Genomic DNA, 26,416 nt, shown 5'->3' with positions numbered 1-26,416 from the left:
ATTAAAACGCAAGTACGATGCCTGCCGCCAAGAGACCGACGCCCAAGGCTCCAAGTCCAATGGCTACCCCGCACTTGGTATCACCGCTGTCATTCAATTCATGGTTATCTTTGACCATCTGGCGCGTGTCGTCGCTATCGAATGCAGACAAATTCTCATATGCATGCTTCTTGTCGGCAGCCTTGCTCCAATCGCGTTCAGCCAGGTACCACATGACACCTCCGGCAATAATAGGGATAATGGAACCCCACAAAAGCCCGCGACCGATACGCCTCTGGCTACGTTCCTTATTGAATGCATTCTGCTCTTCGATAAATTCAAGATCGTCCAGCACGGGCGTCATGTCCACATACACCAGGTTCGGCATGTACGGCTTGATTTCCGTCGTCACCGTAGTATCGCGGTAGCCCACCTTTCTAAAATGAATCGTAGCCCTGACCTGCGGCTTTACGTTATCCACCACCACGTCGGTCATGTGGTCAGGCATCCTGTTCAGCGAAGGTTCCTGGTTCACGTAGACTTCGGCTGCTTCCGGGTTCGAATTGAGCGTCAAGCGGGTCGAGGGGCGAAGCACAGGAATCGTCACCTTGTTTACGCTATCGGCATTAATTTTTACAACGGCAGAGCCCCACCATTCTACGTCCTTCAACACCTTCATCACCGAAATCGTATACTTGCCCGGTTTAATATTCTTGATCGTATCCGGAGCCACAATTTTCAGCGGAATGCCGTTGACATACAAGGAACATGCCTCAGGCTGCGAAACCACCAGCAAGTTGGCATTTCCCGGCGGATACAGTTCAATTGTTTCTTCGACAACCTTCACTATGGGAACCACATAGTTCGAAAGCGAAAGGTCGATCATCACGTCGTCTTCCATATTGTAGAGACGCTTCAACTCGTACCTGAAAATCTTGATGTAAGGATTCTTCTTGGCTGCGGCAATACTGTCCTGGATTTCGCGTTCACGGATTTCCTTTTCCATCTTCGCGATTTCTTCCATCTTTACGCGTTTGTCTTCTTTCGCCATTGCCGTCGCAAGATCGTCGTCGGCACCATCATCCACAGGAGCAGCCTCTGCCTTACTTGTATCAGCCTGGGCCGCCATTGAATCCTTGACCGCATCGGTCATGATGATTTCGGCGGACTTCGCATTCAAATCGACTTCTTCGTTTTCGTCTTCCGCCTGTTCAACCTCCTGGCCATTGCTTTCTTGCAAGGCAATCGCCTTCTTATCGGTAAGGCGTTCAATATGGCGCAGTTCGGCTTCAGTCGGCTTTTTCAAGTAGACCGTATCGTTTTCGATCTTTACAAAAATGGCTTCCAGTTCCGAGGAATCTCCGTTCACCCAGTAACGCACAGGCACTTCACGCCATTTCGGAGCCTCTTCCGAAGAAGAGGACGGTGCCTGCGAGGAGGACGACTGCACCACCGCAGAAGACACAGCCTGCCCTGACACGGAGTCAACCTGTGCAGCAGGTTGTTCAGCCACGACATCGTCGGCAAAAGCGATAACACTAGCCAACGCAAAAAAAGACGAAAAAACAATTCGCTTAAACATATTGTAAAGATAAATAAAAATTTGCGGAAAAGTCTCTTAGACCGCTATTTTTCTTTCACTAGCTTGGCGCAATAAATGGGGCCGCGACCTTCAGAACGGTCCGGCAGAATATGTACGCCAAATTCAGTGCGGTCGGCACCGGGCAACAAGTTTTCAATCGCCTCGAAACGCATCGAAGGCCTTTTTTTGAGAATCTTCCTGACCACGTCGTCATTTTCCATAGGCGAAAGCGCGCAGGTACCATAAACCACGGTTCCGCCCGGCTTGAGTGCATCAACCGCCGAGGCCAGGAGCGCCCCCTGTTCTACAGAAAGCCTCTTGACTCGCTTTGCAGACCACACTTCCAAATGCGCCGGAGAATTCAGCACATGCCTGTCCGAAGAACAGGGCGCATCCAGCAAGACCTTGTCAAAACATTCTTTCTTATGGAGTCCAAACTTCATGCCGTCGTAACCCGTCACCTTGATCACGGAACGCCAGCATTCGGGCAAGGAATTTTCGATCACATGCTGCAGGCGCAAGCGGCGATCCGGCGAACGGTCGTTGCTTTGCAAAGACCCTTCGCCTTTAAGCATCGACGCAATCACAAGTGTTTTTCCGCCCGGTGCGGCACACATGTCAAGCACGTCATCACCCGGCTCTACGCCAAGAGCTTGCGCCGCAAAGACCGATGCCTCGTCCAAAAAATACGGTTCAAGTCTATCACCAAAATGCAATTCTGTTGCGTAGCCCTCTCCCTTCAAGGATTCAAGCAAAGCCGGCCAGCGTTCGCCAAAAAGTTTCTCGTAGTAGTCGAAAAATTCCATAAGCCAAAAATAAAAAACTCTCTGCTCAGGGGTATGAGCAAAGAGTTATATCGTTGAGCTACCAGGATTCGAACCTAGACAAACAGAGTCAGAATCTGTTGTGCTACCATTACACCATAGCTCAATTCGCCCCCAAAGTTAGTAAAAGAATTTCACTTCGGCAAGGGGTTATTTGAAAATATTTTGATTAGGCGGGGTGTAAGTCATGCCCTGAACCTGCTGGGTACCGCCTTCAGGCAGAGATACCGGAGTAAAGGTCACGAAATAATCCGTCGAAACGTCCGAAGCACGCAAGGTAGCAATCACTTTCGGAATACCCGAATAGAGCACCACCTGCTGGGCTCCCGAAGGCAAGTCGGAAAGTCTCAGTTCACTGCAGGTCGCATCGCGAACAAAGTGCGAAGTACCCTTGATGCCAACAACCACGCTGTTCACCATGCAGTCGCTGGATTGAGTAGTATCTTCACGATCCACCACCAGAGACACGCGGCTAACCAAGGTCGAAGGACGAGACAGAGTTACATCCTTCACTTTCAAGGTATCCTTCAAGTTTTCAATATCTTTCTTGGTCAAGTAGCGGGACACGCCAGCCTGTGTCACCAGGTCATCCTGCAGTTTGCGGAATTCGAAGCGGAAGGAATCGCCCGGCAAGGAATCCGGAAGCGGCAACCACCAGCGACCAAGACTGTCCGTCGTGGTCTGAACTTCGAACTTCATCGAATCGCCTTCGACAAAATTGAAGCCGTAAATATCCTTAATCAGCATTACTTCGACATCGGCGCAAGGATTGCCATTCTTGCAAAGAACCTTACCTGAGAGACGGGCCACATTCTTCGCTTCCTTTTCGGATTCCTTGATCAAGGAATCGGCACCAGTCGTCGTACTCCAGACAATCGGACCCGAGGTAACAGAATCGCCGGCCTTGATCTTGCCGAGATCCAGGGTACGGTAGATAAGGCTATCCGCAAAGCCAAGAGACTGCATGCGGGCAACCATCATGGAATCGCCCGGGAAGATTTCCACGGACCATTCGCCTTCAGGAATCAACATCGAGAAACTGTCTGCCGCGAACACGTCGTTACAGAACGGAGTTCCCGAAAGGCAAGTCATAAAATGGCCGCCCACGGAAACTGCAGAATCTTCCACTTCTTCAAAATAGAGCACGCTCGTTACGACAGCCGCCTTGGCAAGCTGGATGCTGCCGTAGGCCTTCGCCTTCAAAGTCGTGCGCGGCAAGTAGAACACTTCAACCGCCGACGTATCGATAACCGCCAGCTGGAAGGTATCCGACAAGGCGGAATCAAAAGAGTACACGCCATCGGAATCGGTCAAGACTTCGATTTGTTCGGGAACATGCAAGACACTATCGTAAACAGCCATGCGGGCCATACGGACCATGGCATCCGATGCGGGAGTTCCGTCAACGCGAAGAACCACACCCGATACAGCAAGTGTATTGCCTGTATCCGTCACCGTACCTGCAACCTTTTCATTACTGCAACCAATCAAGGATACTGCAAGCGAGGCGAGGCAAGCTAACAACGAAAACTTCTTGTTCATTCTTCCTCCTCGGTTTCTGGCGGCAGGTCCACCTTTTCCTTACTCAGCGGGAAAAACTGGATATTCATCTGGCACACCATGGTTTCACCTTCATCCGAACGAATAATATCGACCACTTCCTTACGGAACAAGTCAATCTTACTAATAATGCGTTCGAGACCTTCAGCAGAAACGCTCATTGTCATACAAGATACATTTCTGCGTTCGGTACTGTAATGATCCAGGGCATCTTTACCGAGGTCCATCATCTGTTTCTGGAACTGATGAACAAAAAGCGACGAGATTTCGGAGCCGCTAAAGATAGCCTTGTTAACCGAGCGATAAAAACCTTTTTCGTCCAGTTCAATCAACTGCATCGACAAGAGCAGCTGGATAGCCTGCTTTGCCTGCGGAAGAGTGATACGGGGATTCAGGAACAAAGCGAGTTCCTGGATATTCTTCGGGCCCACGTTCAAGACGGACAACGCCTCGCGGACCGCCACGTAATACCACTTACTGTAGTATTCCTGCTGACTCTTGGTCAAGGACTTGATGGCGCTCGGAAGAAGCGCGGACATCTGCTCGAAGATTGCCTGCTTAGACGCCGGCGTGGTGGCATGCGTAAAGTCCACCATCAGCGTGAAGTAGCGGCCTTCCTTTTCATTCAGGCCTAGAGCCGCAATAAACTTGGGCAACATCTGAGGCGTAAGCGACTTGCGCCCGCGGACCAAGTCCAAATAAAAGCCCGACGAGGAATACCCCGCCTTCTTGGCAAAGGACCTGTAGGAAAAGTATCGCTGCACGGACTTCCGGTAGTCGTAATAGTCCTGCAGGAACTTTCGATAGTTGTAGTAAGCGTATACGTTCATCGATCTAAATATACTTTTTTTGTCAATTTTTGGGAACACCTTATTTCAGAATTGTTTTGTAAATTCCCGTAAATCTTGCAAAAAAAGAACAATCCGTGAACACTTTTGAAAAAAAAGGTGATACGCTTGCCGATTTTTTTAGATATATTCAAGGAACACCCAATCCCATCCTTTGGACTTTCGTCTGGAAACAGGCGAAAGTCCTTTTTCTTTACCAACCCATTTCATTTTTCTAAATTTGGCGCTATGAATAGCACTATGCCAAAAATCGCCCGATTTCTTAAAGAATCCACCTTTAGGCTTTTACGCATCGCAGGCATCTTGGTCGTTATATATATAAGTATGGTTTTCTACCTGGCTCTCACCGAACGCAGGAACGCATTCCCAAGAGCAATCTATCATAAAGAAGCAAACGAAGCGATCCAGGGCAAAGCAAAACCCCTCACCTGCACTCTCGAAGACGGCTCCATCCTAAACGGTTTTACTCTAGGCAACGAAAACGATCCCGTCATGCTCTATTTCCCCGAAGCCGACGAAGACGCAGCGCAATTCCTTGCACAAGTCGATTCCCTCCCGGGAACAAATATCGTCGCATTCAATTACCGAGGCTCCGCCCAGAACAAGGGAACACCCAGCGAAGACACGTTCGAGAAAGACGCAAGGCAAATCGCAGAATGCGCAGCACAGGTGAACGGCAAATTCCCGCAAACCCTTGTAGGGCGCGGCATGGGAGCCATCTCGGCAATTAACCAACACTCGAATAACAAACAAATTATCTTAATCGATCCCATCTTCGATATTGCCGATGCCATTCACCAAAAGTACGGATTTCTTTATCCTAAATTCTTGATTCGCACAAACTTCAAAGTATCCATAGACAAGCTAAAAAAAGCACAAAATAACACAACCGTACTCTTCGATAAGAAACAGTTCGAAGAAAGAACAAAGGCAGAATATTCCAAATTGGAGGGGGCCAAGTTTATTGTTCGAAATGGAGAGAGTTTGCAAAAAGTGTTGATTTTATCACAAAAACGCAATTTATTTTGATAAAATTTGACAAACGTTGTGTGAAATTTCGCACAAAAAAAACTTTTTGGGAACAGATTTTAATGTTTTTTTCTTATCTGCATTGATTTTGTTTGGGAAAATTATTAGTTTACCTTGAAAACCACAAATAAACAAAAAGAGGTGTTTATGGATACTATCATTGTAAAAATGGATATTCGCGGTTTTCTGCGTTTTCCGGACCAAGCCATCAAGACGATGAAACTTGACAAGATGGCGAAGCAAGAAAACTCCAAGAAAGGGGAAGTCATCGAAATCGGTCCATACGCCGATATCGAGGTCGACCCTGTGGGTAAGCGCGTAGCGATTACGCCCACCAAGGAAGCAAAGACCACGTCTTTCCGTTTCATTGTTGGTGTCAATTCTACAAAGTCCAAGTTCCTGTACTTCAAGGGCGCCCTGAACGCCATCGGCGAAAAGATCGTCACCGGTCCGTACGAACTTGAAAAGGAAGGCAACAAGTACATCTTCACGAGCAAGAATTCTACCAAGAAGAAAGGCCCGTGGAAACTGATTGCCTGCCGCAATTCGATCGCAAACAAGACCATGCTCTCGATCGACTCCCGCGGAACCATCATTTTCGATCGTCACACCAGAGATGCAGTGAACACTCAGGTGAACAAGACCATGATTGCCGATTACGATCGCGCCAAGAAGGTCTTCAAGCTTTCCTTCAGCAAGGACAAGGGCTTTATCAACGTGCGCACTATTGCTAGCCACGCCAACGCCTCCTTCATGGGAACCTTCTCCTCTCACGGTTTGGCGCTCCCCAAGCAGAGCTTCCGTACCGAATGCAAGGTCGAAGGCAAAACCATCACGTTCAGCGTAGCCTCCCTGGTCGCTGAACAGAAAGCTGCAGAAAAGTCCAAGAAATAATTAGTCGGAGTCTCTTATGATCGACATTCTCAAGTTGTTTTATACGACGCACTATAATTTGGGTGCACTGGCGATTTTGTTTGTCCTTCTCTTGATTTTCTTCTTGACCAAGAAGAATTACAAGGGAGCAATCATCGTCGTCGCCATCCTTATAGTCTACAATGTCGGAATCTATAAAAGGACCGAAGGTAAGTCCTGGACCATCGAAATCGACCCGCCTGAATCCGCTGCTGTGAACGATGGATACGGCAACTACACCAAGCCGCAGCCGATCAAGATGACCTTCTCCGCTACTCCGGAGAAATGGACTATCACCGACGAAAAGGGCGAAACCCATCACTGGTGCTGGCTAGACGACATGTGGGACAAGGTCGCCAATACTGACGTCGTCGCCTGGATCTGGGGCGAAAACGCCAGCAAGAAGATGATGAAATCAACGGAAACCCGCGCGAACAGCGCCGGAAACCAGGATTAATCATTAAAATTCAGAATATCAAGCTCACCTGCTTCCATCCGGAGGTAGGTGAGTTTTTTCATCCAGTCACCGGCAGACGCCACAGTCCCGTTTTCGACATTCCAAATGCCCGAAATATGGTGATGTCCCAGAATGCAGTAGGAGCATCCCGTCTTTTCGAGCATACAGTTTGCCCAATGCAGGTATTCTTCCATCTTGATAATGCGGGACTCACCCACCTTACGGCTGTTTCTGCCCACGAATCGGGCAAGAGCCATCCCCCAATCCGGATGGAGTTGGCGGAAAAGGAATCGATTCAGCGGAAAATCAAGCACGCGACGGAACAACCGGTAACCGAAGTCGGATTTTGCAACGCCATCGCCATGGCGGAAATAGACTTTTTTTCCCTGAATATCGAGTTTCAATTCCTTATGAGTCAAGACACCCAGTGATTTCGGGAAGAAATCTCCATAGGCAAAATCGTGATTTCCCTGCAACAAATGGACTTCGCAGCCGGATTTTACCAGTTCCCGCATGGCAAAGAACAAATCCATATGATTACGGCAAACGTAATCATTGTATTCGTACCAGAATTCGAACAAGTCGCCCACGATTACCAAATGCGAAGCCTTGCCCTTGATTGATTCCATAAAACGGACAAGGGCCTGCTCACGATTCGGGACTGAGCCAGGCGGGTTTACCCCGAGGTGCGCATCAGATATAAAGTAGGCGGACGAATTCATCGAAACGAAATATAATTATATTTATAGAAATGAAAATATTTACGCCAAAATCGTTGATGTTCATGGCATTCGCAGGCTTTTTCGGCATGCTTTTTACGGGTTGCTCTGCAAGCCTCACCAAGTACGACTTACAAGATTACCCTAAAACCATCCCGTTTTTTGAGCCTATCACGATTTCTTACGCCGGGACGACTTCCGTTTTGGACACAAACTTGCAAAGAGCGTATTCCTTTGCAATAGACACTTTGAACTACCCCATGGAAAGCTGCCGCGGTGTCGCCCACATCGATGCAAGCGTCACACCCGATGGAGAGGGCAGTTCCTGGAACATCGGCGCAGCCTTCATTCCCTTCTGGCCAATGCTTCCTGTTAGCGAAACATGGCATTACCACATGGAAGCCCGAATTTTCTGTCACGGAGCCTTAACCTTCAAAGTGGAATTCGAAGAAAGCGAACATGTGAAAGCATTCTGGTATGGACGTATGCGCGCAGACCTCGTAAACGATGCCTCGCAAGAAATGCACCGCAAGCTTTTGGAACGCCTCAAGTTCGAAACCCGCCTTGTCCGTAACACCGATCTGAATTTAGCACAAGACTTTTAAAAAGCATTTTCACCTTTCTTTTTCTCGTAACTCAGAACTATTAACTAATAATATGCACACACTCTATATTGTAGCGACCCCCATCGGGAACATGGAAGACATCACCTACCGGGCCGTGCGGACATTAAAGGAAGTTCCGCTGGTGCTTGCCGAAGACACACGCCACACGCGAGTGCTCTTTGACAATTACGGCATCAACACGCCCATGGAAGCCTACCACGACTTCAATAAAGAGAAGGTGACCCCCAAGTACGTAGAATTCCTGAAAAACGAAGGCGATATCGCCCTAGTAAGCGATGCAGGCACCCCCGGAGTCGCAGACCCGGCTTTCAACCTAGTTCGCGAGTGCGTCCGCGAAGGAATCGATGTCCGCGCCATCCCTGGCCCTTGCGCCATGATTACCGCACTTGTTTCAAGCGGCATGCCTACGGACCATTTTTGCTTTCAATACTTTTCGCCCAAAAAGAGCGCCCAACGCATTCATCTGCTTGAAAAGCTAAAAGACGAAGAAGCGACCCAGATTTTCTACGCAAGCCCGCACAACATCGACAAGTTCGTCGAAGAAATCGGCCAAGTCTTTGGCGAAATCAAGATTGCACTGATGCGTGAACTCACCAAGAAATTCGAAGAACACCTGATTGGCACTCCATCCGAAATCACGGCACACTTCAAGGCTCACCCGCCCAAAGGCGAATTCGTACTGATTTTCAATCCCCAAGACAAGAGCGGACTGTAGTGGAATGTGGAATGTGGAATGTGGAATGTGAAATGTGGGATGTGGAATGTGGGATGTGGAATGTGAAATATGTTGAATAAGATTAAAACTCTCCCGAAGATTTTTTGGATTTACGTAGCGGTTCTTTTTATTGCAGAAGTGATTGTTTTTTCGCTGCGTCCCGACAAACCGGGGCTTTACACGCAGGCTTTGCAAGTACTCCCCCTCGCAGTAACGATTCCGTTTCTGTTTTTCAAAGACACCCGAAAAAATTTCAAACGCACGCTTTTCACGTTCGCAATCGTTTCTTTTGCATTCCTTGCGCTTGACTACAACATTGGCGACTTGAATAAAATCGGACACGCCGGTCTGATTCAGATTATCCTGACGGCATGCCCCATCGGCATTTTCTGGATTACTCTTTTTGTCCGTTGGAATTACAGACATATCAAAACTCGCGAATCGCGCACGCCCTTATTTCTTTCCTGTTTTGCATGGGGCCTGTTCGCACTCGCCTACCCACCCATGCCCTTGGGCCCAGCAGCTTTACTGTTGCTTGTTCCATGGTTCATCGTCCTTAACCGATTCACCCGCGGTCAAGCCATGTTCGCCACCTTCTGGTCGGGCATGCTTTACAACACCATCAACTACTACTGGATTTACAACGTCATGCACGTGGAGACTGCTCCTTCGGGGCTGATTCTCCTCGGACTCTTTTTGCTGATAGCCTTCTTTAGCGCCTACAACACATTAGCCGGATTCGTGTACACGCTTGCAAAAGAAGCCCCAGCCAAAATCCGCATCGTATTGCTGATACTTTTCCCGATCTTTTACGCAGGCCTTGAAATGACCCGCACCTATGGCGACTTCGCCTTCCCGTGGAGCCACTTGGGCTATGTTTTCGGTAACAGCCTTGAACTTTTGCAGATGCTCCCCTATATCGGAATTTTTGGCTACACGATTTTGGTCATCGCTTCGAACCAAGCCGTAGCCCAGACACTTTGCAAAGTTCAAGACATCAAAAAAGCAATCCCTGTTCTAGCCGTCCCCCTTTCCATTTTTGTAGTGTTACTCATTCAAGGCAGTATCGTCTTGTCTAAAACCGAAGCCCAACCGTTCTACAATGCAGACGCCGAAGGCAACCCCTCTATCGCCCTTGTACAACCAAGCATTGCACAGGGTGCCAAATGGAGCAAGGAACGTTTCGATAACATTGTCAACAAGACTCTCGGCATGGTCAACGACAGCATTAAGGAACATGCTGACCTTATCGTGCTTGCCGAAACCGCAATCCCCGACCACATTCGCAGGCAGCCCGGCATCATTGAACGCCTGCACGAAGTCGCAGACAGCAAGAACTCTCAACTTTTAGTAGGCGCACTCGACTACCGTCGCAATCCGCGCGGAAGCATCCGTAAGTTCGATGTCTACAATGCCTCGTTCCTGTTCACTCCCGGCGATTCTCACTTCCCGAAGCGCTACATCAAAAAGCACCTGGTGCCTTTTAGCGAACGAATTCCGTTTGACGAAATCTTCCCGATTTTAAACTATGTGGATCTTGGCGAAGGAGACTTTGTCGCCGGTAAAGAAACCCCCGTCTACCAGCCGTTCCTGTGGACACCCTACATTTGCTACGACGCCATTTTTGGCGACCTGGTGCGCGAAGCGATCCGCGAAGGCTCCCGCCTCATGGTCAACATTACCAACGACGGCTGGTTCGGCCGGAGCACCGCCCCTTACCAGCACCTGAACTTGATCCGTTACCGCGCCATCGAAAACGGCATGCCGGTGGCACGCCTCGCCAACAGCGGTGTTTCCGCATTCATCGACCAGTACGGCCACTACGACGGCAATACCGAAATATTCACCGATCGCGTTGTACAAAGAAAAGTGCCGCTCAAGACCCGCGACACTCTATACAGCCGTATTGGCGACTTTGTTGAAATGTTCTTGCTGTGCTTTTTCGCAGCCTACCTGATCGCAACGCTTTTGCTCTCTTTTATCAACCGCAAACGCGGCTAGAACAAAAGTAGAGGCGGCCAATGTCCTGCCTTGGGGCGTTCCTTGAATTCCACCCCAGGCATAAATTCCTTGAGTTCCAAGGTCATAGCCGGCGGAACGGCACCATCCATGCGACCATATAGGACCTGTGTTTCAGCCGTAATAGGAACAGGCGCATCAATTCGGTTCTTTGCAATATACGAGAGTCCCTTATACAAGGCTTCAGGATTAATCGCCTTGGCGGCTTTCATCCAGTCATCTTGCCATTCACCAAATTCATTTTCGATTAATTCATAAAAAGCATTCAAGGTTGCATCGACCGCGGTTTTCGTCTGGTGCGCAATAAAAGACAAATTTTCGTTATTCCATTCACTGTGATCGGAGCAATAATCCGCATAAGGCGAAAGGAGAATCCATTTCTGGTTCTTGGGGCGATTGTGAGCATTCTTTAAAAGAACGAAAGCTCCCAAGCCCCATCCAACAACGGTAGACGCCTCTGCAATACCAGGCAAACCGTAAACATCATCAAGAACAGACACCATCTTTTCGTATGTCACGAAAAGGTGTTCTGCATCAGGCGCAATGCCGACCAGATCGTCTTCCCATATCCCCATATCCGAGGCAAAATCCGGAAGCCATGTCCATTTCTCATTCATAATCCAATCCTTTTGTTCTGTTCGTAACCCAATCCTAAATATATAGAGTTTTTTTTGAATAGAACACTTATTACAAAAAAAAATTAAAATCTTCCTTTTTTCATATTCCAATCAAGAATATTCCATTTCGTAAGACATAAATAAACTTTGTCGTCAAAATCGTATGAAAAAATAAGTTCACGCTCATCTTTTTGGAAATAAACTTTATATTTTCAAAGTGATGTTTCTATTAAGGCGTTTTTCCATACGTATTACACTCCTTTGCCTGGGGCTTACGCTCGGGGCAATGGCAGAAACATCTTTTGAAGACCAAAGATTTCCTCAGAAGCCCAGTGAAGGTCAGATTTACGACGACAATCACCTGCTGAACGCTTCCGAGACACAACTTTTTAACGATCTCGCCCAAATATTCCATCAAGAAACAGGAATCGAGCTTACCTGCGTGCTGATAGACGACATCGGACACGCAAACCAATTCGAAAAAGGGGACAAGTACGCAAAGTACACCGCCGAACAATGGAATCTCGGCAAAGAAAACGGCGAAGGCATCATGATTTTCGTCGCTCAAAAGCAACGCTGGAAAAACATCGTCGTCACCCCCAGTCTCGAAAAAATCTACAGCGAAAAGAAACTGGCCAAGGTTCAACAAAAGACACTCCTTCCCGCCTTCCGCGAAAACAACTACAGCGAAGGAATCCTTTCACTTTCGTACGCACTCGCTAAAATCGGCGCCAAGGCAAAAGGCAAAAAGCTTAACATCGACGAAACCCCGTACAAGCTTAGAGAAAACAGCGTCTCCTCGCTCATGATTCTATTCATCCTCTTTGTTTCGTTCCTGTTGCTGATGGCAAAGTTCAGCGGCGGGCGCGGCAACGGAATCTTCTGGTTCCTGTTCGGCGGCGCCATCAAGAACAAGAAGAAGGACGAACCCGAAGTCGGATTCGGTGGCGGATTCGGAAGCAGCCCGCGAGGCTTTGGCGGTGGATTCGGAAGCGGTTTTGGCAACAGCGGATTCGGAAACCGGAATTCCTGGTGAGGTTAACATGAAAAAGAACCTGAGCATCGTAGAACTTCAAAGATCCAACTGGCCGGGCATGCTACAGCAAGCTCTGGGCGACAACCTGATTTCGGCGTTCATTCACGGCGATTGCCTGGTCGAAGGATTCAACGCGCTCGAAAGCCCCTGGACCGTAAGCTTTATCTTGCGAGACAACTCGACTGCAAGCATCAAGCCCCTGCAGAACCTGTTGCGCGAAGCCAAGAAAGAAAACATCGAGTTCCGCTATTTCTTTACGCTTAAAGAAATCCAGACATCCGAAGACGTTTTCCCGCTGGAATTTTTGCATATCGCCAACAGGAATGTCGCCCTCGCCGGCGCAAAGCCGCTGCCCAACTACCAGCCGAATGTGGAATGCCTACGCCTGGAATGCGAACGCGAATTGCGCGGACTTTTGATTCACCTGCGCGAAGCCTACATTTACCTGCAGCAAGATCGCAATCCGCTCGGATTCTTTGCTCGGGCCAATGCGACTCTCCTCCCGATTATGTACGGGGTCTATTACTTACTTCACAAGACCTACCCCGAAAACCACCAGCAAATCTTTAGCGCCTACCCTGCGCTCCGCGCACCAATCAGTAGCCGGAACGAAAAGGCTTTCATCGAGAGCATAAATAGCTATATTGCGACCGTCACTGAAATCGTAAACCAGGTCGACTCCATGGATGCGGTTTAATACGGGATTTTTAAATGATTTGCAATAGCATTCTAGGCACCATCCATCACGGCACCTACAAGAAGGTTATCGACGTCCTGTTCGAACGTCACGAACTCAAGGAACATTCTATCCGCCGCATCGCCCGTGACGGAGTCGAAATTGAAATCGACATCAACGAAGACATGCAAGAAGGCGACATCCTGGTCGAAACGGACCACTACGTGTACGCCGTCAAAATTCATGTTCCCAACCCCCCAAAAGAAAATCTTGACCCTGTAAACAAGGTCAAGCATTATCTATAGCGATTCCGGATATCTGAATTCAGATTTCGGAATTGAATACAGACACCCTTTTTTCGTACTACTATTTGCTCAGCATTTTTCCGTTGAGCGTCGCAATCCAGTGCCTGTTCATGGCCTTAGACGGAATTCTCAGAGTCGTGAGTCCCTTATTGATACGAGTCTTGAACAAGACTGATCCGTTCAGGTCCACAAGGGCAAAAGTACCGCCCAAGCTCGTTTGAATTTCAAGATAATCGCCATTTACAGTAAAGAAGTTCGTCGGAGAAAGTCTGCTGAAATCATCCAAACCGACATTCATCGGAGGAGGTTCTGTCTTGTTTTTCTCGTCATTCTGCCAGTCCGGATCATGAATGACGGGTTCCGTTACAATCGGATTGGCCGGTTCCGAGAATCCGAGTTGCTGGTCCATCCAGGCAATTCTTTCTTTCATTTTCTTGCGAAGATGTTCAAATTCGCCATCCCAAGTAGTAGCATTATAGCCGCCCATAGCCATTCCAAAGCCGCCACTCTGGCTATTGCAGTACTTCATCGGCTCCGGATCAGGATCGTTCTGGCCACTAGCCTTGCCCAAGTTCGGCCAACGCTTGAAGTTTCTGTCGGCAGCGTTCTTCAAATAGATTTTCATGGAATCCAAGTATGCATCCATCGTCTTGGTGTGCCATACACCGCTACGGAGTTCCGCCCAGCGCTTCTTCAGTTCGCTCTGGTAATGGCTGTCTTTCCACATTCCCAAAAGCCAGTTCGGAGCTTTCAGAGAACTTCCCATACCCCACATGCCACCATTACCTGATTTCTGGCTATTTTCGATTTGCCAACCGGTAACGCCGGAACTTCCAAAGCCGTTTCCACCGCCGCCAAAGCCCCACATACCACCCTGGCCGCCTTGGCCACCGCCATTTTCAGGCTGGCTTCCGTTACTCATGGCAAGGTTAAAGTCCCATGCCGGGCCAAGCGTCACCTTACCGCCCTTACTGTCCTTGGGCTTGTGCAAGAAGAAACTGCACCAGTAAGAGTCCGCATTGTTGGTAATTTCTTCGTGCAACACGTAATCGAGTGCCGAAGTCATGTCCACATAGTTTTCGTATCCGCTACCGTTCTTGCCGTTCTTGAACAAGCCTTCAAGATCGTTCAGGTATTTTTTCAGGTATTCTTCCTGGGCCTTCTGGATATTTTCCTTTTTCGGGTAATGCAAAATGACGTTCAGGCCGTCCGAAGTATTGAAGCCTTCCTTTTCGATGGGACCGCTGCCTGCACCACCCGTATTGGTACCCGTCTTGTCGAATGCCCAAATGTAACCGCCGGTAACGCTGTCGCCCGCGACATCGGTTTCTTTAAGCTTGCTCACGTTCACACGATACTTGCCGCGCTTAATCTTTTCGAGAAGCACGTACACACCGCGATAAACACCGTTGATGTACAAGTCAAAATGCCTGCTACGGGGGCTATAATGCCCGGCCTGCCTAAAGAGCCAATGGGCAAGCGCATTACGCATCATACTCTTGTCTACATACGGACCGTGGAACACCCAGTCGTCACCAGGAGGGAGCCCAAACAGGCTCACGTCCATGCCTTCGCCTTTTTCGTCGCGGACTTCCACGCCATAACCAGGCTTCGGGAACATGGCCGAAGACTGACCACGAACCTTGATACCGATATCATAGCGTGTGCCCTTGGCACTGTCAGCCACATTGTTCGTTTTTCCGTCCAGCACCTTCATGGTTGCAGGAATCTTTTCAGTGACCTTGTTATCGAGGCACTTGCCCTTGGTGTCAATAAACACTATAGGCAAATCGTATGTCTGCGCAAATGTAAATGACGCAAATAGCGCCGTTGTAGATATAATTTTAGCCCAATAGCCCATATAGCCTCCAATCTAGCTATAAAAAAAATAGATTAAAGTGTGTAAAAATTAATGTTAATTTTAGTTAATGTGTTGTGTAAAACAACAACATGAAAAACGTTATTATTTGACCTTTTTCTAGAAATTTTGCCGTTTTACCATCCATTTTCATTCATTTTTCGCCATTTTCAGCACTAAAGCCATAATCATCTTTTCGTTTAAGAAGTGTGTAAAAATAAAATCGTCCACAATGGACAAATCACAATGCGGGAATTTACTTCCCGAAAAAGAGCTCACCCGCAACCAAAAGCGACTTTCCAGCATCTAATTAGCATGGAATTTTTGTATAATATTAGTAACCTTAGACTATAGGAGGTAAACATGTTTACCGGTTTAAAGGCTGAAAAAAGTTTAGCATCTCCATTTACAACCAAGCTCGCTTGGCTGTGGTTTTTACTTGCTGTCATTTTATGTATGCCCTCATCTGTTCGTGCAAACGAGCAATTCACTGCGGCGGAACTCGACACTCTAGTTTCGACCATTGCGCTCTACCCCGACCCGCTCCTGGTGCAGGTACTGGCGGCTTCTGTTCATGGCGATGAAATTCCGGGAGCTGCCGATTGGGCAAACCAGAACAAGCACCTCAAAGGTCAGGAACTCGCCGACCGAATCAAACTCGAAGACCTTCCCTACGACGAAAGCGTCCAGGCCCTGATTCCTTTCCCGACGGTGCTTGCCACCATGGCCAAATACCAAACGTGGACCGACCAATTAGGCGATGCCGTCGCCACCCAAAAAGAAGCCGTGATGGATGCCGTTCAACGCATGCGTAGCGCCGCCTACAACCACGGCCACTTACAAACTAACGAGCAGGTCAAGGTCATCAAGGAAAAGACTATCATCATCGAACCTGTACAGAAGGAATATGTGTACGTTCCGGTTTACAACCCGCACGTCGTCTACTACGTTTATTCGAACGGCTACCCGGGACTCCGTTACCGCACCGGCGTATGGGTAGGCTCTTACTACGATTACTGGGGCTGGGGCACAAGCCGTTTTGAATGGGACACACACCTAATTTACGTGCATGACTACCGCTGGTACCACAACAGACCCCTGCCGCCTCGCCATCCACGTCATCACAACCCACCTCCGCCGCCAAGGCACAACCACTACGTGGCGCCCACAAGACACGACTCCTATACGCCTCCTCCGAGCAGACCCGTAAAGGTTCCCATGAACCACAACACCGCTCCGAGGAGCAAGGCCGAAATTCATCATTCCGCTGCCCACCCGAACACGATTGCAACAGTCAAAACTACCAAAGACAATTACTGGCAAGAAGACAACAGCAAAAACAACAATCAGGGTTTTGGAAACATCAAGACGACCCGTAGCAGCCAGAAAAACTACGACGATTCCCGCAGTAGCCGCAACAACAACAGCCGCAGTAACGGAAACAGCAACCGAAACGGCAATAGCCGCGGAGGTTTTGGCAAAAGCATGAGAAAATAACAGTCATTTTACTATATTTTCCGGCGTTAAAAACTAAAGGATTAACCATGGAAATCCCTGAATCTTCGAATTTTGTGCAGGACATCATCGTTAACGACCTCGCCACGGGCAAACGCAAGAGCGTGCACACCCGTTTTCCGCCGGAACCGAACGGTTACATTCACATCGGTCATGCCAAGTCCATCTGCCTGAACTTCGGTACTGCAAACAAGTACAAAGACTTCGGCGGCATCACGAACCTCCGCTTCGATGACACGAACCCCACCAAGGAAGATGTGGAATACGTGGACTCCATCCGCGAAGACGTGAAGTGGCTCGGCTTTGAATGGAAGGGCGGTGAATACTTCGCCAGCGACTACTACGACCAGATTTACGCCTTTGCCGAAAAGTTAATCGAAATGGGCAAGGCCTACGTAGAAGACTTGACCCGCGACGAAATGCAGGAATACCGTGGCAACGACGCCGGTAAGCCCAGCCGCCCGAGCCCCTACCGCGACCGCAGCGTCGAAGAGAACATGAAGCTGTTCCGCGAGATGCGCGACGGCAAGTATGCCGACGGCGAAAAGTGCCTGCGCGCGAAGGTGGACCTTTCGAGCCCGAACATGAACATGCGCGACCCGGTCATCTACCGCATCAAGCACTGCACCCACCACCGCACCGGTGACAAGTGGTGCATCTACCCGATGTATGACTTTGCGCACCCGCTTAGCGACTGGATCGAAGGCATTACCCACTCCATCTGTACGCTGGAATTCGAAGCGCACCGCCCGCTGTACGACTGGTTCTTGATTGAACTGGGCCTGGACAATCGCCCGCAGCAGATTGAATTTGCCCGCCTGAACCTCACCTACACCATGATGAGCAAGCGTAAACTTTTGGAACTGGTGCAGACGAAGGCCGTGATGGGCTGGAACGACCCGCGTATGCCGACGGTTTGCGGTTACCGCCGCCGTGGCTTCACCCCGAGTTCCATCCGTGAATTCTGCGACCGTATCGGCGTTTCCAAGGCCGACTCCATGGTCGACGTGAACCTCTTGTACTTCTGCATCCGCGAAGAACTGAACCAGACTGCAAACCGCGTGATGGCCGTGATTGACCCGGTCAAGCTCGTGATCGATAACTGGGAAGCCGGCAAGGTGGAAATGATCGAAGTGGAAAACAACCCGAACGATCCGAACGCAGGTACCCGCCAGGTTCCGTTCAGCGGCGAACTCTACATCGAAGCCGACGACTTTATGGAAGAACCGCCGAAGAAGTACTTCCGCTTGAAGCCGGAAGGCGAAGTCCGCCTGAAGGGCGCCTACTTCGTGACTTGCAAGAGCGTCGAGAAGGATGAAAACGGCAAGGTCACCGTGATTCACTGCGTTTACGATCCACTGAGCAAGGGTGGCGAAACTCCCGATGGCCGCAAGGTCAAGGGAACCATCCACTGGGTTTCCGCCGCTCACGCCGTAGACGCCGAAGTGCGCCTGATCGACAACCTCTTTACGCTCGAAGACCCCTCGGCAGTTCCCGAAGGCGAAGACTGGCACGACTACCTGAACCCGGATTCCATGATCATCAAGCAGGCCAAGGTGGAACCGAGCCTCGCCAACGCCAAGCTAGAAGACCGCTTCCAGTTCATGCGCCAGGGCTACTTCTGCCTCGACAGCGAAGATTCCAAGCCGGGTCACCTGGTGTTCAACAGAACGGTTGGTCTGAAGGATAGCTTCAATCCGACGAAGTAAATTCGAATTACGAGCCCACACAGCGTTATAAACAAATTAACAAGAACGCTTCGGAGCAAATCTGGGGCGTTTTTGCATGCATTTTGCACTTTTAAGCACCCTTTTGTAAATAAAAAAGCTACATTCAATACGATAAAGCATTCGAGGCGCTTATGGAAAACGCAAAAAAGACCATCAACCTGTTCCTGAAGAACAAGTATAGTCCGAACGAACTCAAAGCCGAGCTCTACAAGGCGGGTGTCGCCGCCATGGAAGAAGGCTGGACCTTCATGGACGCCAGTTTCCAGCTCGGCGGCAAGGCCCGCGACGACGGCATGGACGGAGAAGAGGTCGAACAGACCCTTCGCCGCGCGTTCTCCGCCGAAAAGCGTACGGCAGAGCGCCCTCAGGAACAAGTGGCTCCGGCGCAGAACGCCGCCCCGGCTGCGGAAGGAGCACCCCAGGCACAAGCTGCGGCCGCCCCGCAGGCGGTTGCCATGCCAATCATCACGCCGCTGTCGGCGAACATGATTTCCATGGAACAGATGCTTGCCATGGGTCTTGACACCCAGTCCCTGGAACTATTGCAGAACTTCAAGATCGACCCCGAAGCGCTTTCTATTCCCTGGCCTGCCGCCGACTGGCGTAAGGACCTCGCAAAGCTTCTGGAAGCCGCATTCGATCCCGAAGAAACGATTTCGTTCAAGGTATCGAATACCCCGGACAGCACCGAAGAACTCGTATCGAACATCATTGGACAAGACGACTCGATCAAGAAAATCATGAAGAGCCTCGACAGTCCCGAAGGCGCCCTCCTGTGCATTAACGCCGTGAAGGGGGGCGACAATGTCTCGGACGAATCGTTCCGCTACCGCTATGTGGTGGTCGATAACCCCAAGATGTCCTTGGCCAAGCAGCTCGCCTACTACAAGGCCCTGAACCTTCCCTGCGCCGCCTTGGTGAACACAGGCGCGAATTCCGTGCAGGCATGGGTCAAGATTTTTGCCAACGACGAAGAAGAATATAACGATCGCGTTGACTTCCTTTTCAAGACGCTTGATTCCCAGGGATTCAAGGTCGACCCGAGCAACAGTAACCCGCACATGATGGTGCGTATGCCTGGCGTGCTCCGCGGCGGTAAGCAGCAGTACTTGATCGGTCTTGAACAGGGTGCCAAAAACTTTAAGGAATGGCAGGAATGGGTGGAATATTCCCTCGACGGAAAGCCGCTCATTGAACTGGCAAGCGATACCGAAGAAGCTCCCAAAAAAGACCAGACGATTGTTGAAAACATGCTCCGTGCCGGTGAATTTTTCTTGTTCACGGCACCTCCGAAAAGCGGTAAGTCCCTCGCCCTTATGGACTTAGGTCTTTCTATCTGCTATGGCGAAGACTGGTTCGGCAATTCAACATCGTCTAGCGATGTTCTGTTCATCAACTTCGAACTGACCAAGTCCGTGTTCCTGAACCGCCTTTACCTGTTGGCCGGCAAGCGCAATCTGAATGCGAGCACCCCGAAGTTCGGCTTCCTGAACTTGCGCGGTACGGCTCTTTCACCGATCGAAACAGCTCAGCTTATCGCCAAGCGTATTCAAGGTGCCAAGCGACTCGAAAACCACGATTACCGCGTTGTCGTAATCGATCCGATTTCGGCCGTATTGCATAACCCGAAGTCTACTCGTTTGAATGGCGCTCCGCACCAGATTTTGATGCAGATGGTCGACACCATAATCGCCCTCACAGGGTGTGCAGTCGTGTCGTCTTGCAACCTGGACGAATACCCCTACCTCGAAGCCCGCGCGGACTCGCTCATCAAGCTTTCACCGGTGGAAGGCAGCCTGAACCTTTACCAGATCAATGGAACCTTCCGCGAATTCCCGAAGATGCTCGCCCGCGAATGCTCTTGGATTTACCCGAGATTCCTTGTTTAATTCAGAATTCGGATTTCGGAATTACTCAAGTAGGAAGTTGCCTAGCCACGAATGAGTCGTCCTGAGCAAAGGGCTATGCCCGAAGTCGAAGGGTCCAAAGATAAAGTAAAAGTAAAGAATTAAAAATGAAGAACAATTTCAGAAGCACAAACAATCGCGCATGCGGAAATTCCGTACGTCGTAACAAAATTCAAGACAAAGCCCCGAAAGCCGAAAAGCCTGTACGCAAAGCAGCGCTGACTTTTGAAGATATCAAACAGCAGCTTGCCGCATGGGCCGAAAACGAACGCATTCCCGGTAAGTTTCAATCATGGTTTACAGCAGATGCTAATCCAGAACATTCCGACTGGCGCATTATCAAGACTTACCGCGGCCAGCAGGAATCGCTTTCGATAGACGCTCCCGCCCGCGGTATGGATGTTCCCGAACTTGTCAGCCGCATTTTTGAACAGGTCAAGAAAGAACACCTGCATATCTTTAAAAAGGCTCTCCGCCAGATTTGGTTCCGAGCCGTCGGTGACGGACGTTATGCGATACTCGTTCAGGTCAACCTGAAGGGCAGATTCTCTGCTCACGGATACAAGACCTTCGTTGATTTTATACAAAGAAACTGCCCGGAAGTCATCAGCTGTCACCACATTCAGTGCATGCCCGACCAGCCTTTTGATCCGGCCGGAACGATTCCGATGAAGGTAGAAGCCAAGAGCGCTTTCGGAAGCGACTTTATGCCCATTGGCGAAACCGGAATCAGCATGCATGTGCTGGACTGGACGCCCCGAATTCATGACGCCTGGATGGGACTCCCCAAACGTATCGAAGACGCTATCCACCCGAATGCCGAGGACAGTTTCTTTGAATTCTATTCCGGAAGTTCCTTTGTGAGCGCAACTCTTGCAAACCGATTCAAGAGAGTCGTTTCGATGGACTGCCGCGAATACGCCATGATGTCGTCGCGCTTGAACGCACGCAACACCGTCGATGACAACATGAAATTCATCCGCAGTCACGTAGAACAGGATTTCTTTGGCAAGTTCTTCAGCAAGCCCGAAAACGAGGGCCGTTGGACATTCTACTTCAACCTGCCCGGCGACGAACCGCTTGCACAAGGCGTGGCACAGGCAGCCGCCCTTTCGAGACCGGAACGTATTCTCTTGCAGACTTCGAACCTTGAAGTGGCCGCGCGCACCATCAAGCAGTTTAGAAACGAAGGCTACATGTTGCGCAAGAATATCCCACTGTACCTGGAACCGGGCTCCGGAAAGTTCGAAATTCTGTTCCTGTTCGTACCTGACCGCGTAGGAATCTTGGGACAGAATCCGGCACAAAAACAGCGTTCCAGGACGATCCAACGCCCGCAAGAACGCGTTTCTAGCCGAAAAACGCAAGAAATTCCTCATTTTAGCCAAAAAGCCCCTACTTTTAAGCAAAGAAAAGGTTAAATTATTGATATAACAGCCTGTAAAGGGATTATTATGCGACTTTTGAAATGTGCATCCATCTGTCTGGGACTTTCCGCCTTGTTGGCCTCCGCCTACATTGTCAAGGAAGGCGATACCCTTTGGGACTTGAGTGACGAATTCCTCAAGGACCCCTTTGCCTGGCCAGACCTTTGGGAAAACAACCGCCACATCGAAGACCCGCACTGGATTTATCCGGGCGACTCCATTTACCTGGGCGATTCCATTCGTGAAGGTAATGTTCTTCAGGTCGAAAAGAAGAACAAGTATCCCTGTAATGCAACCATCTCGGATTCCGCGCTCCCCAAAGGCAAGGGTCTGACAGTCGCTAACGCCGGTTGCGATGATGGCGACGAACGCAATAGCGATTTCGAAGGCATGCTCGGCAACCTGCGCGACAAGGACAAGAAGGCCGTCAAGAAACCCAAGGCAAACGACGAATACTACTACAAGCAGCGTCCGGCCCCCAAGATTTTCAATGGCTACTACCAGATGCACGCCCCCGAAATCTATACGCTGGATTCCTTGAAAAAGGACAAGCGCTTTGTGTCGATCAAGTCGGGAGAAAAGAAAGAACCCCTGATTCACATGCCTGAAACGGAAGTAGTCGTTGGTATCGGCAAGAAGACGAACTCCAACCTGAAGCGCGGCGACCTCGTGGAAATCGTTGATGCTAAGGCAATTAACGTTCCTGCAGCCAAGGGCAGCAGCTTTGACAAGTACGCGTTGCTCCGCCTTTCCGGCATTGCAAAAATCACAGCCATCGGCGACACGCTTTCCCGCGCAAAGATCGTGACGACCTTCCGTGAAATCAAGATTCACCAGGCCAAGGCAAGGCTCAAGGAACCGCTCAAGACCCTGAACGTGTCCGGTTACAGCAAGGTCAAGGAAGCCAAGTTCGACAACCTGGCCATGATCCGCTATTCCATGGACCCAATGCTGATTATCGGAGCATACTCGTATGTGCTTATCGATAAAGGCCTTAACGAAGGTTACAACACGGGCGATGCCGTCGCCATCTGGGAAGAAGACAAGACCGACGAATCGCTTCCACCCCGCCTGATAGGCCGCGGTATTATTGCCAGAGCGGCAGACAACGAATCGAGCGTTCTCATTCGCGAAATCTATTCCAACAGCAGAAGAATCGAAGTTGGACACAGGGTATCGGTGACTCACCGTGCACAGATTGTCAAGTAAGATTCTCGCCCTAAGTCCACAAATTCTGTAGGGACTGGCAATGCAGGTTTCACGTAATAATCTGCTGTTCGTCCTTTTATTCGCGGGAGGAATTGTCCTCCCGACGGCGATTCTTTCGTTCCTGAGTTTTAGAAATATCCAGAACGAAATATACCTGTCGCAAAAGAATTTCGATGAAAACCTGAACGCGTTCCAGAACGAAGTGGAAGAAGCGATAGAAAAAGAGCAGGCCAAGATTTACCAAGAAACCAAGGCGGCATCGCTATTCCTTTATGAGCAGCCGCAAGGACTCCTGGACTTTGGGCACGCTGCCGAATTCAAGTCGGTAGAAGGCCTGGACGCCATCTTCTTGTTCAACAACGGGAACTTGATTTACCCCGACATGACTTCCAAGAAGTTCTTCAAGTCGTCCAACTTTTCGAACAGCGTTCCATCTGCCCTCGACAAGAAACTTTATCAAGTGGAAACGAGCGGCCTAAAAGACAGCATTGCCCAGAAGATTTACTTGGAACAGCGATCACGGAGTTTAAGGCCGACAAGCTTTTTCTTCGAATCCAAGGAAGAACAAATCCAAAATATTCTTGGGTTGATTCGCTTTTACTACAAGAACAAGAAATACGACGAAGCTTTGCACCTGCTTGAAATCCTCGAAAGCAATCCGCACCAGCAGGGCTATTTGCACGCCGACTTGACTTACGCGGTCTACCTACTGCACTTTGAAATCTTGGTATTCCAGAGAAAGCACCAAGAGGCTCAAGACTATTGCCTTTCTGTATTGGCTCAATTCCTGGACAAGCAAAATATCGACGACATTTCTTCTTCCAGGTACTTCTTTGAATCGGCCTTTACGCGAATTCTGTCGTTCGAGAACCTGTCGCAAGAAAAGCGCGAAGCCTTCTGGAACCTTCGCGAGAACTTCAACCGCCAACTGGGGTACATGGACATCCTGTATTACAACAGGGACTTGTTCCAAGAAATCTTGAACGACGACGTTTCTTCGAAGGAAGGCATCCTTTACAAGAACACCGAAGAAGTTACTTTATTCAAAATGTCGTACCCGTACCTTTCGGGCGACCAGGTGGTGATTGCGGTCATCAACAAGGATGCATACAAAGCACGACTCCAGAGCAAGCTCAAGACTGTCGTACAGAGCTACAAGAATATCCCCTTCTCGATTACCGAAAACAGCGACAAACTGCTTATGGGCGAAATTCCGGAAGGCGCTCCCATTATTGCGCAGCACTATATTTCAGACGCGTTTGAATGGGAGTTCACCTTGTACGAAAAAGACATGCAGGACATTCACAAAGAAACGAGACACCGCATGTTCCTGATGTACGGGCTTATGCTTTTTGCCCTCATCACCGTTATTTTCGGTTCATTCTTCATGTTCCGATTCATTACCCAGGAACGAAAACTTTTGGCCATGAAGGCAAACTTTTTGTCAAGCGTTTCGCACGAATTGAAGACTCCCCTGACCTCGATCAAGATGTTTGCCGAAATGATGGCCCGCGGGCGCTTGCAGCGTGCCGAAAAGGTGCAGGAATATTCCACCCTCATTGGCAAGGAAGCCTCTAGACTCGAAAACCTGATTGGCGCCATTTTGAATTACACCCGAATGGAACACGGAACCGGGGCCTTCAAGTGGGAACGCCTCGACTTTTCTATTTGCGCCAAGAAAGTGTTTGACGCCGTAGAAGATATCGGCGTCGAAAAGGGACTTACCTTCTACACGCATTTTGAACCCAACGTATTCGTGATGGGCGACTACACGGCGCTTTACAGTTTGGTCCAGAACTTGATCGACAACGCCATCAAGTATACCGAAGCTCCCGGAGATATCAAGGTCGATGTCAGGAGCGATAGCGAATGGGTCATATTCTCGGTGGCAGACACCGGCATTGGCATCGCTGCATCTGAACAAAAAAATATATTTAATGATTTTTATAGAGTGGGTGACGAAATGACCCGAAGCACCAAGGGCTCCGGGCTCGGCCTTGCAACCGTCAAGCGCGTTGCCGAAACACACAAGGCGACAATTTCGTTGGTCAGCAAGCCCGGAAAGGGTTCTACGTTCACCGTCAAGTTTAAAAAGGCAGAATAAACATGAACTTCAAAATACTCATCGTAGAAGACGAAGAAATCATCCGCTTGGGCCTCCAGGACAATTTTGAAATGGAAGGCTATACCGTAGAAACGGCCTGCGATGGTGAAGAAGCTATTGCCAAGGCGGATTCCTACCAGCCCCATTTGGTGCTATTGGACTTGATGATTCCGAAAAAGAGCGGCTTTGAAGTTTGCCGTTACATTCGCAACAAGCATCCGGATACTTACATCATCATGCTCACGGCAAAAACCGAAGAAACGAGCAAGGTGGCCGGGCTTGAAATGGGCGCCGACGACTACGTGACAAAGCCGTTCTCGATTCTGGAACTCCTTGCCCGCGTCAAGGCATTCCGTCGCCGCATTGAGCCGCAAAGCGGTAGCACCTCGGTTCAGGTTCCCGAAGTGCTCGAATTCGCAAACATCAACATTAACGTCAAAAAGTTCGAAGCCACCAAGGGCGGCGTGCCTCTCGACTTGACTACCCGCGAATACCTGATTATGAAATTCTTCTGGGCACACCGCGGCGAAGTGATTTTGCGCGAAACCTTGCTCAAGGAAATTTGGGGCTACACCGACGAAAATATGCCCTCGACCCGAACTGTCGACAACCACATAGCAAACCTTCGCCGTAAAATCGAAGACGACTTGGACAACCCGAAGTTTATTATCTCGGTGAGAGGCGCCGGCTACAAGTTTGATGCATAGGAGTAGGCAGAATTCAGCTGGCTGAACTTAGAAAACGATGACAGGCAAACGGTTA

General features: G+C 49.6%; 23 protein-coding genes and 1 tRNA gene. 16 read left to right on the top strand and 8 right to left on the bottom strand.

What is annotated here, in order from left to right:
* Position 1 precedes the first annotated feature (1 nt).
* The 5 genes from BUC02_RS06300 to BUC02_RS06280 all read right to left on the bottom strand — a co-directional run bounded on the left by BUC02_RS06300 (position 2) and on the right by BUC02_RS06280 (position 4,775).
* Positions 2–1,561 carry a hypothetical protein gene (locus BUC02_RS06300; protein ID WP_073320226.1) on the bottom strand — a complete coding sequence of 520 codons (1,560 nt, stop codon included), beginning with the start codon at positions 1,559–1,561 and terminating at the stop codon, positions 2–4.
* Positions 1,562–1,605: 44 nt separating this feature from the next.
* Entirely contained in the window at positions 1,606–2,367 is a 762-nt protein-coding gene (locus tag BUC02_RS06295; RefSeq protein WP_073320223.1) for an RsmB/NOP family class I SAM-dependent RNA methyltransferase, read from the bottom strand.
* 53 nt (positions 2,368–2,420) lie between these two features.
* A tRNA-Gln gene (locus tag BUC02_RS06290) sits at positions 2,421–2,491 on the bottom strand.
* 44 nt (positions 2,492–2,535) lie between these two features.
* Entirely contained in the window at positions 2,536–3,927 is a 1,392-nt protein-coding gene (locus BUC02_RS06285; RefSeq protein WP_073320220.1) for a hypothetical protein, read from the bottom strand.
* Complete coding sequence (locus tag BUC02_RS06280; protein ID WP_073320217.1) at positions 3,924–4,775, bottom strand: TIGR02147 family protein; 852 nt, start codon at positions 4,773–4,775, stop codon at positions 3,924–3,926. Before BUC02_RS06280 ends, BUC02_RS06285 begins: the two co-directional genes overlap by 4 nt.
* 246 nt (positions 4,776–5,021) lie before the next feature.
* On the opposite strand from BUC02_RS06280, the gene BUC02_RS06275 reads away from it, so the two are divergent.
* The 3 genes from BUC02_RS06275 to BUC02_RS06265 all read left to right on the top strand — a co-directional run bounded on the left by BUC02_RS06275 (position 5,022) and on the right by BUC02_RS06265 (position 7,191).
* Positions 5,022–5,822 carry an alpha/beta hydrolase gene (locus tag BUC02_RS06275; RefSeq protein ID WP_141225600.1) on the top strand — a complete coding sequence of 267 codons (801 nt, stop codon included), beginning with the start codon at positions 5,022–5,024 and terminating at the stop codon, positions 5,820–5,822.
* A 147-nt stretch (positions 5,823–5,969) separates the two neighbouring features.
* The gene (locus BUC02_RS06270; protein ID WP_073320211.1) at positions 5,970–6,716 is read left to right on the top strand and encodes a hypothetical protein; all 747 of its coding nucleotides are present in this window, start codon (positions 5,970–5,972) and stop codon (positions 6,714–6,716) included.
* Positions 6,717–6,732: 16 nt separating this feature from the next.
* Positions 6,733–7,191 (top strand): hypothetical protein, encoded by a 459-nt coding sequence (locus BUC02_RS06265; RefSeq protein WP_073320208.1) that lies wholly within the window; start codon positions 6,733–6,735, stop codon positions 7,189–7,191.
* Here BUC02_RS06265 and BUC02_RS06260 read toward each other — a convergent pair.
* Positions 7,188–7,913: a UDP-2,3-diacylglucosamine diphosphatase gene (locus BUC02_RS06260; protein WP_073320205.1), complete on the bottom strand. Its 726-nt coding sequence runs from the start codon at positions 7,911–7,913 to the stop codon at positions 7,188–7,190. The genes BUC02_RS06265 and BUC02_RS06260 overlap by 4 nt on opposite strands.
* A gap of 29 nt (positions 7,914–7,942) precedes the next feature.
* On the opposite strand from BUC02_RS06260, the gene BUC02_RS06255 reads away from it, so the two are divergent.
* The 3 genes from BUC02_RS06255 to lnt all read left to right on the top strand — a co-directional run bounded on the left by BUC02_RS06255 (position 7,943) and on the right by lnt (position 11,252).
* A complete protein-coding gene (locus BUC02_RS06255; protein WP_073320202.1) occupies positions 7,943–8,515 on the top strand; it encodes a hypothetical protein in 573 nt (190 codons plus the stop codon).
* 52 nt (positions 8,516–8,567) lie between these two features.
* Positions 8,568–9,251 (top strand): 16S rRNA (cytidine(1402)-2'-O)-methyltransferase, encoded by a 684-nt coding sequence (gene rsmI / locus BUC02_RS06250; RefSeq protein WP_073320199.1) that lies wholly within the window; start codon positions 8,568–8,570, stop codon positions 9,249–9,251.
* A 69-nt stretch (positions 9,252–9,320) separates the two neighbouring features.
* A complete protein-coding gene (lnt, locus tag BUC02_RS06245) occupies positions 9,321–11,252 on the top strand; it encodes an apolipoprotein N-acyltransferase (protein WP_254794125.1) in 1,932 nt (643 codons plus the stop codon).
* On the opposite strand, the gene BUC02_RS06240 is transcribed toward lnt, so the two are convergent.
* The gene (locus tag BUC02_RS06240; RefSeq protein ID WP_073320196.1) at positions 11,249–11,887 is read right to left on the bottom strand and encodes an alpha/beta fold hydrolase; all 639 of its coding nucleotides are present in this window, start codon (positions 11,885–11,887) and stop codon (positions 11,249–11,251) included. The genes lnt and BUC02_RS06240 overlap by 4 nt on opposite strands.
* Before the next feature lie 286 nt (positions 11,888–12,173).
* Here BUC02_RS06240 and BUC02_RS06235 point away from each other — a divergent pair, with 286 nt between their 5' ends.
* Genes BUC02_RS06235 through BUC02_RS06225 form a run of 3 tightly spaced genes read left to right on the top strand, consistent with a single transcriptional unit; the run spans position 12,174 to position 13,904 of the window.
* Positions 12,174–12,923: a TPM domain-containing protein gene (locus BUC02_RS06235; protein ID WP_073320193.1), complete on the top strand. Its 750-nt coding sequence runs from the start codon at positions 12,174–12,176 to the stop codon at positions 12,921–12,923.
* A gap of 7 nt (positions 12,924–12,930) precedes the next feature.
* Positions 12,931–13,620 (top strand): hypothetical protein, encoded by a 690-nt coding sequence (locus BUC02_RS06230; RefSeq protein ID WP_073320190.1) that lies wholly within the window; start codon positions 12,931–12,933, stop codon positions 13,618–13,620.
* 14 nt (positions 13,621–13,634) lie between these two features.
* A complete protein-coding gene (locus BUC02_RS06225) occupies positions 13,635–13,904 on the top strand; it encodes a hypothetical protein (protein WP_073320187.1) in 270 nt (89 codons plus the stop codon).
* 61 nt (positions 13,905–13,965) lie between these two features.
* Here the strand turns inward: BUC02_RS06225 and BUC02_RS06220 are convergent, their stop codons facing one another.
* Complete coding sequence (locus tag BUC02_RS06220; RefSeq protein ID WP_073320184.1) at positions 13,966–15,765, bottom strand: CotH kinase family protein; 1,800 nt, start codon at positions 15,763–15,765, stop codon at positions 13,966–13,968.
* 453 nt (positions 15,766–16,218) lie between these two features.
* Here BUC02_RS06220 and BUC02_RS06215 point away from each other — a divergent pair, with 453 nt between their 5' ends.
* The 7 genes from BUC02_RS06215 to BUC02_RS06185 all read left to right on the top strand — a co-directional run bounded on the left by BUC02_RS06215 (position 16,219) and on the right by BUC02_RS06185 (position 26,361).
* Positions 16,219–17,259, top strand: coding sequence for a DUF3300 domain-containing protein (locus BUC02_RS06215; RefSeq protein WP_073320181.1), 1,041 nt, complete (start codon positions 16,219–16,221; stop codon positions 17,257–17,259).
* A 47-nt stretch (positions 17,260–17,306) separates the two neighbouring features.
* Entirely contained in the window at positions 17,307–18,986 is a 1,680-nt protein-coding gene (locus BUC02_RS06210) for a glutamine--tRNA ligase/YqeY domain fusion protein (protein ID WP_073320178.1), read from the top strand.
* 152 nt (positions 18,987–19,138) lie between these two features.
* Complete coding sequence (locus BUC02_RS06205) at positions 19,139–20,896, top strand: AAA family ATPase (RefSeq protein ID WP_073320175.1); 1,758 nt, start codon at positions 19,139–19,141, stop codon at positions 20,894–20,896.
* A 125-nt stretch (positions 20,897–21,021) separates the two neighbouring features.
* Positions 21,022–22,335 carry a hypothetical protein gene (locus BUC02_RS06200; protein WP_073320172.1) on the top strand — a complete coding sequence of 438 codons (1,314 nt, stop codon included), beginning with the start codon at positions 21,022–21,024 and terminating at the stop codon, positions 22,333–22,335.
* A gap of 33 nt (positions 22,336–22,368) precedes the next feature.
* Complete coding sequence (locus BUC02_RS06195) at positions 22,369–23,550, top strand: LysM peptidoglycan-binding domain-containing protein (RefSeq protein WP_073320169.1); 1,182 nt, start codon at positions 22,369–22,371, stop codon at positions 23,548–23,550.
* A 40-nt stretch (positions 23,551–23,590) separates the two neighbouring features.
* Positions 23,591–25,654: a sensor histidine kinase gene (locus tag BUC02_RS06190; RefSeq protein WP_073320167.1), complete on the top strand. Its 2,064-nt coding sequence runs from the start codon at positions 23,591–23,593 to the stop codon at positions 25,652–25,654.
* A 2-nt stretch (positions 25,655–25,656) separates the two neighbouring features.
* Complete coding sequence (locus tag BUC02_RS06185) at positions 25,657–26,361, top strand: response regulator transcription factor (RefSeq protein ID WP_073320164.1); 705 nt, start codon at positions 25,657–25,659, stop codon at positions 26,359–26,361.
* The last annotated feature ends 55 nt before the right edge of the window (positions 26,362–26,416 follow it).

The organism is Fibrobacter sp. UWOV1 (assembly GCF_900142495.1).
Lineage (GTDB): Bacteria > Fibrobacterota > Fibrobacteria > Fibrobacterales > Fibrobacteraceae > Fibrobacter.
This window is presented reverse-complemented; position numbering and strand designations above follow the sequence as displayed.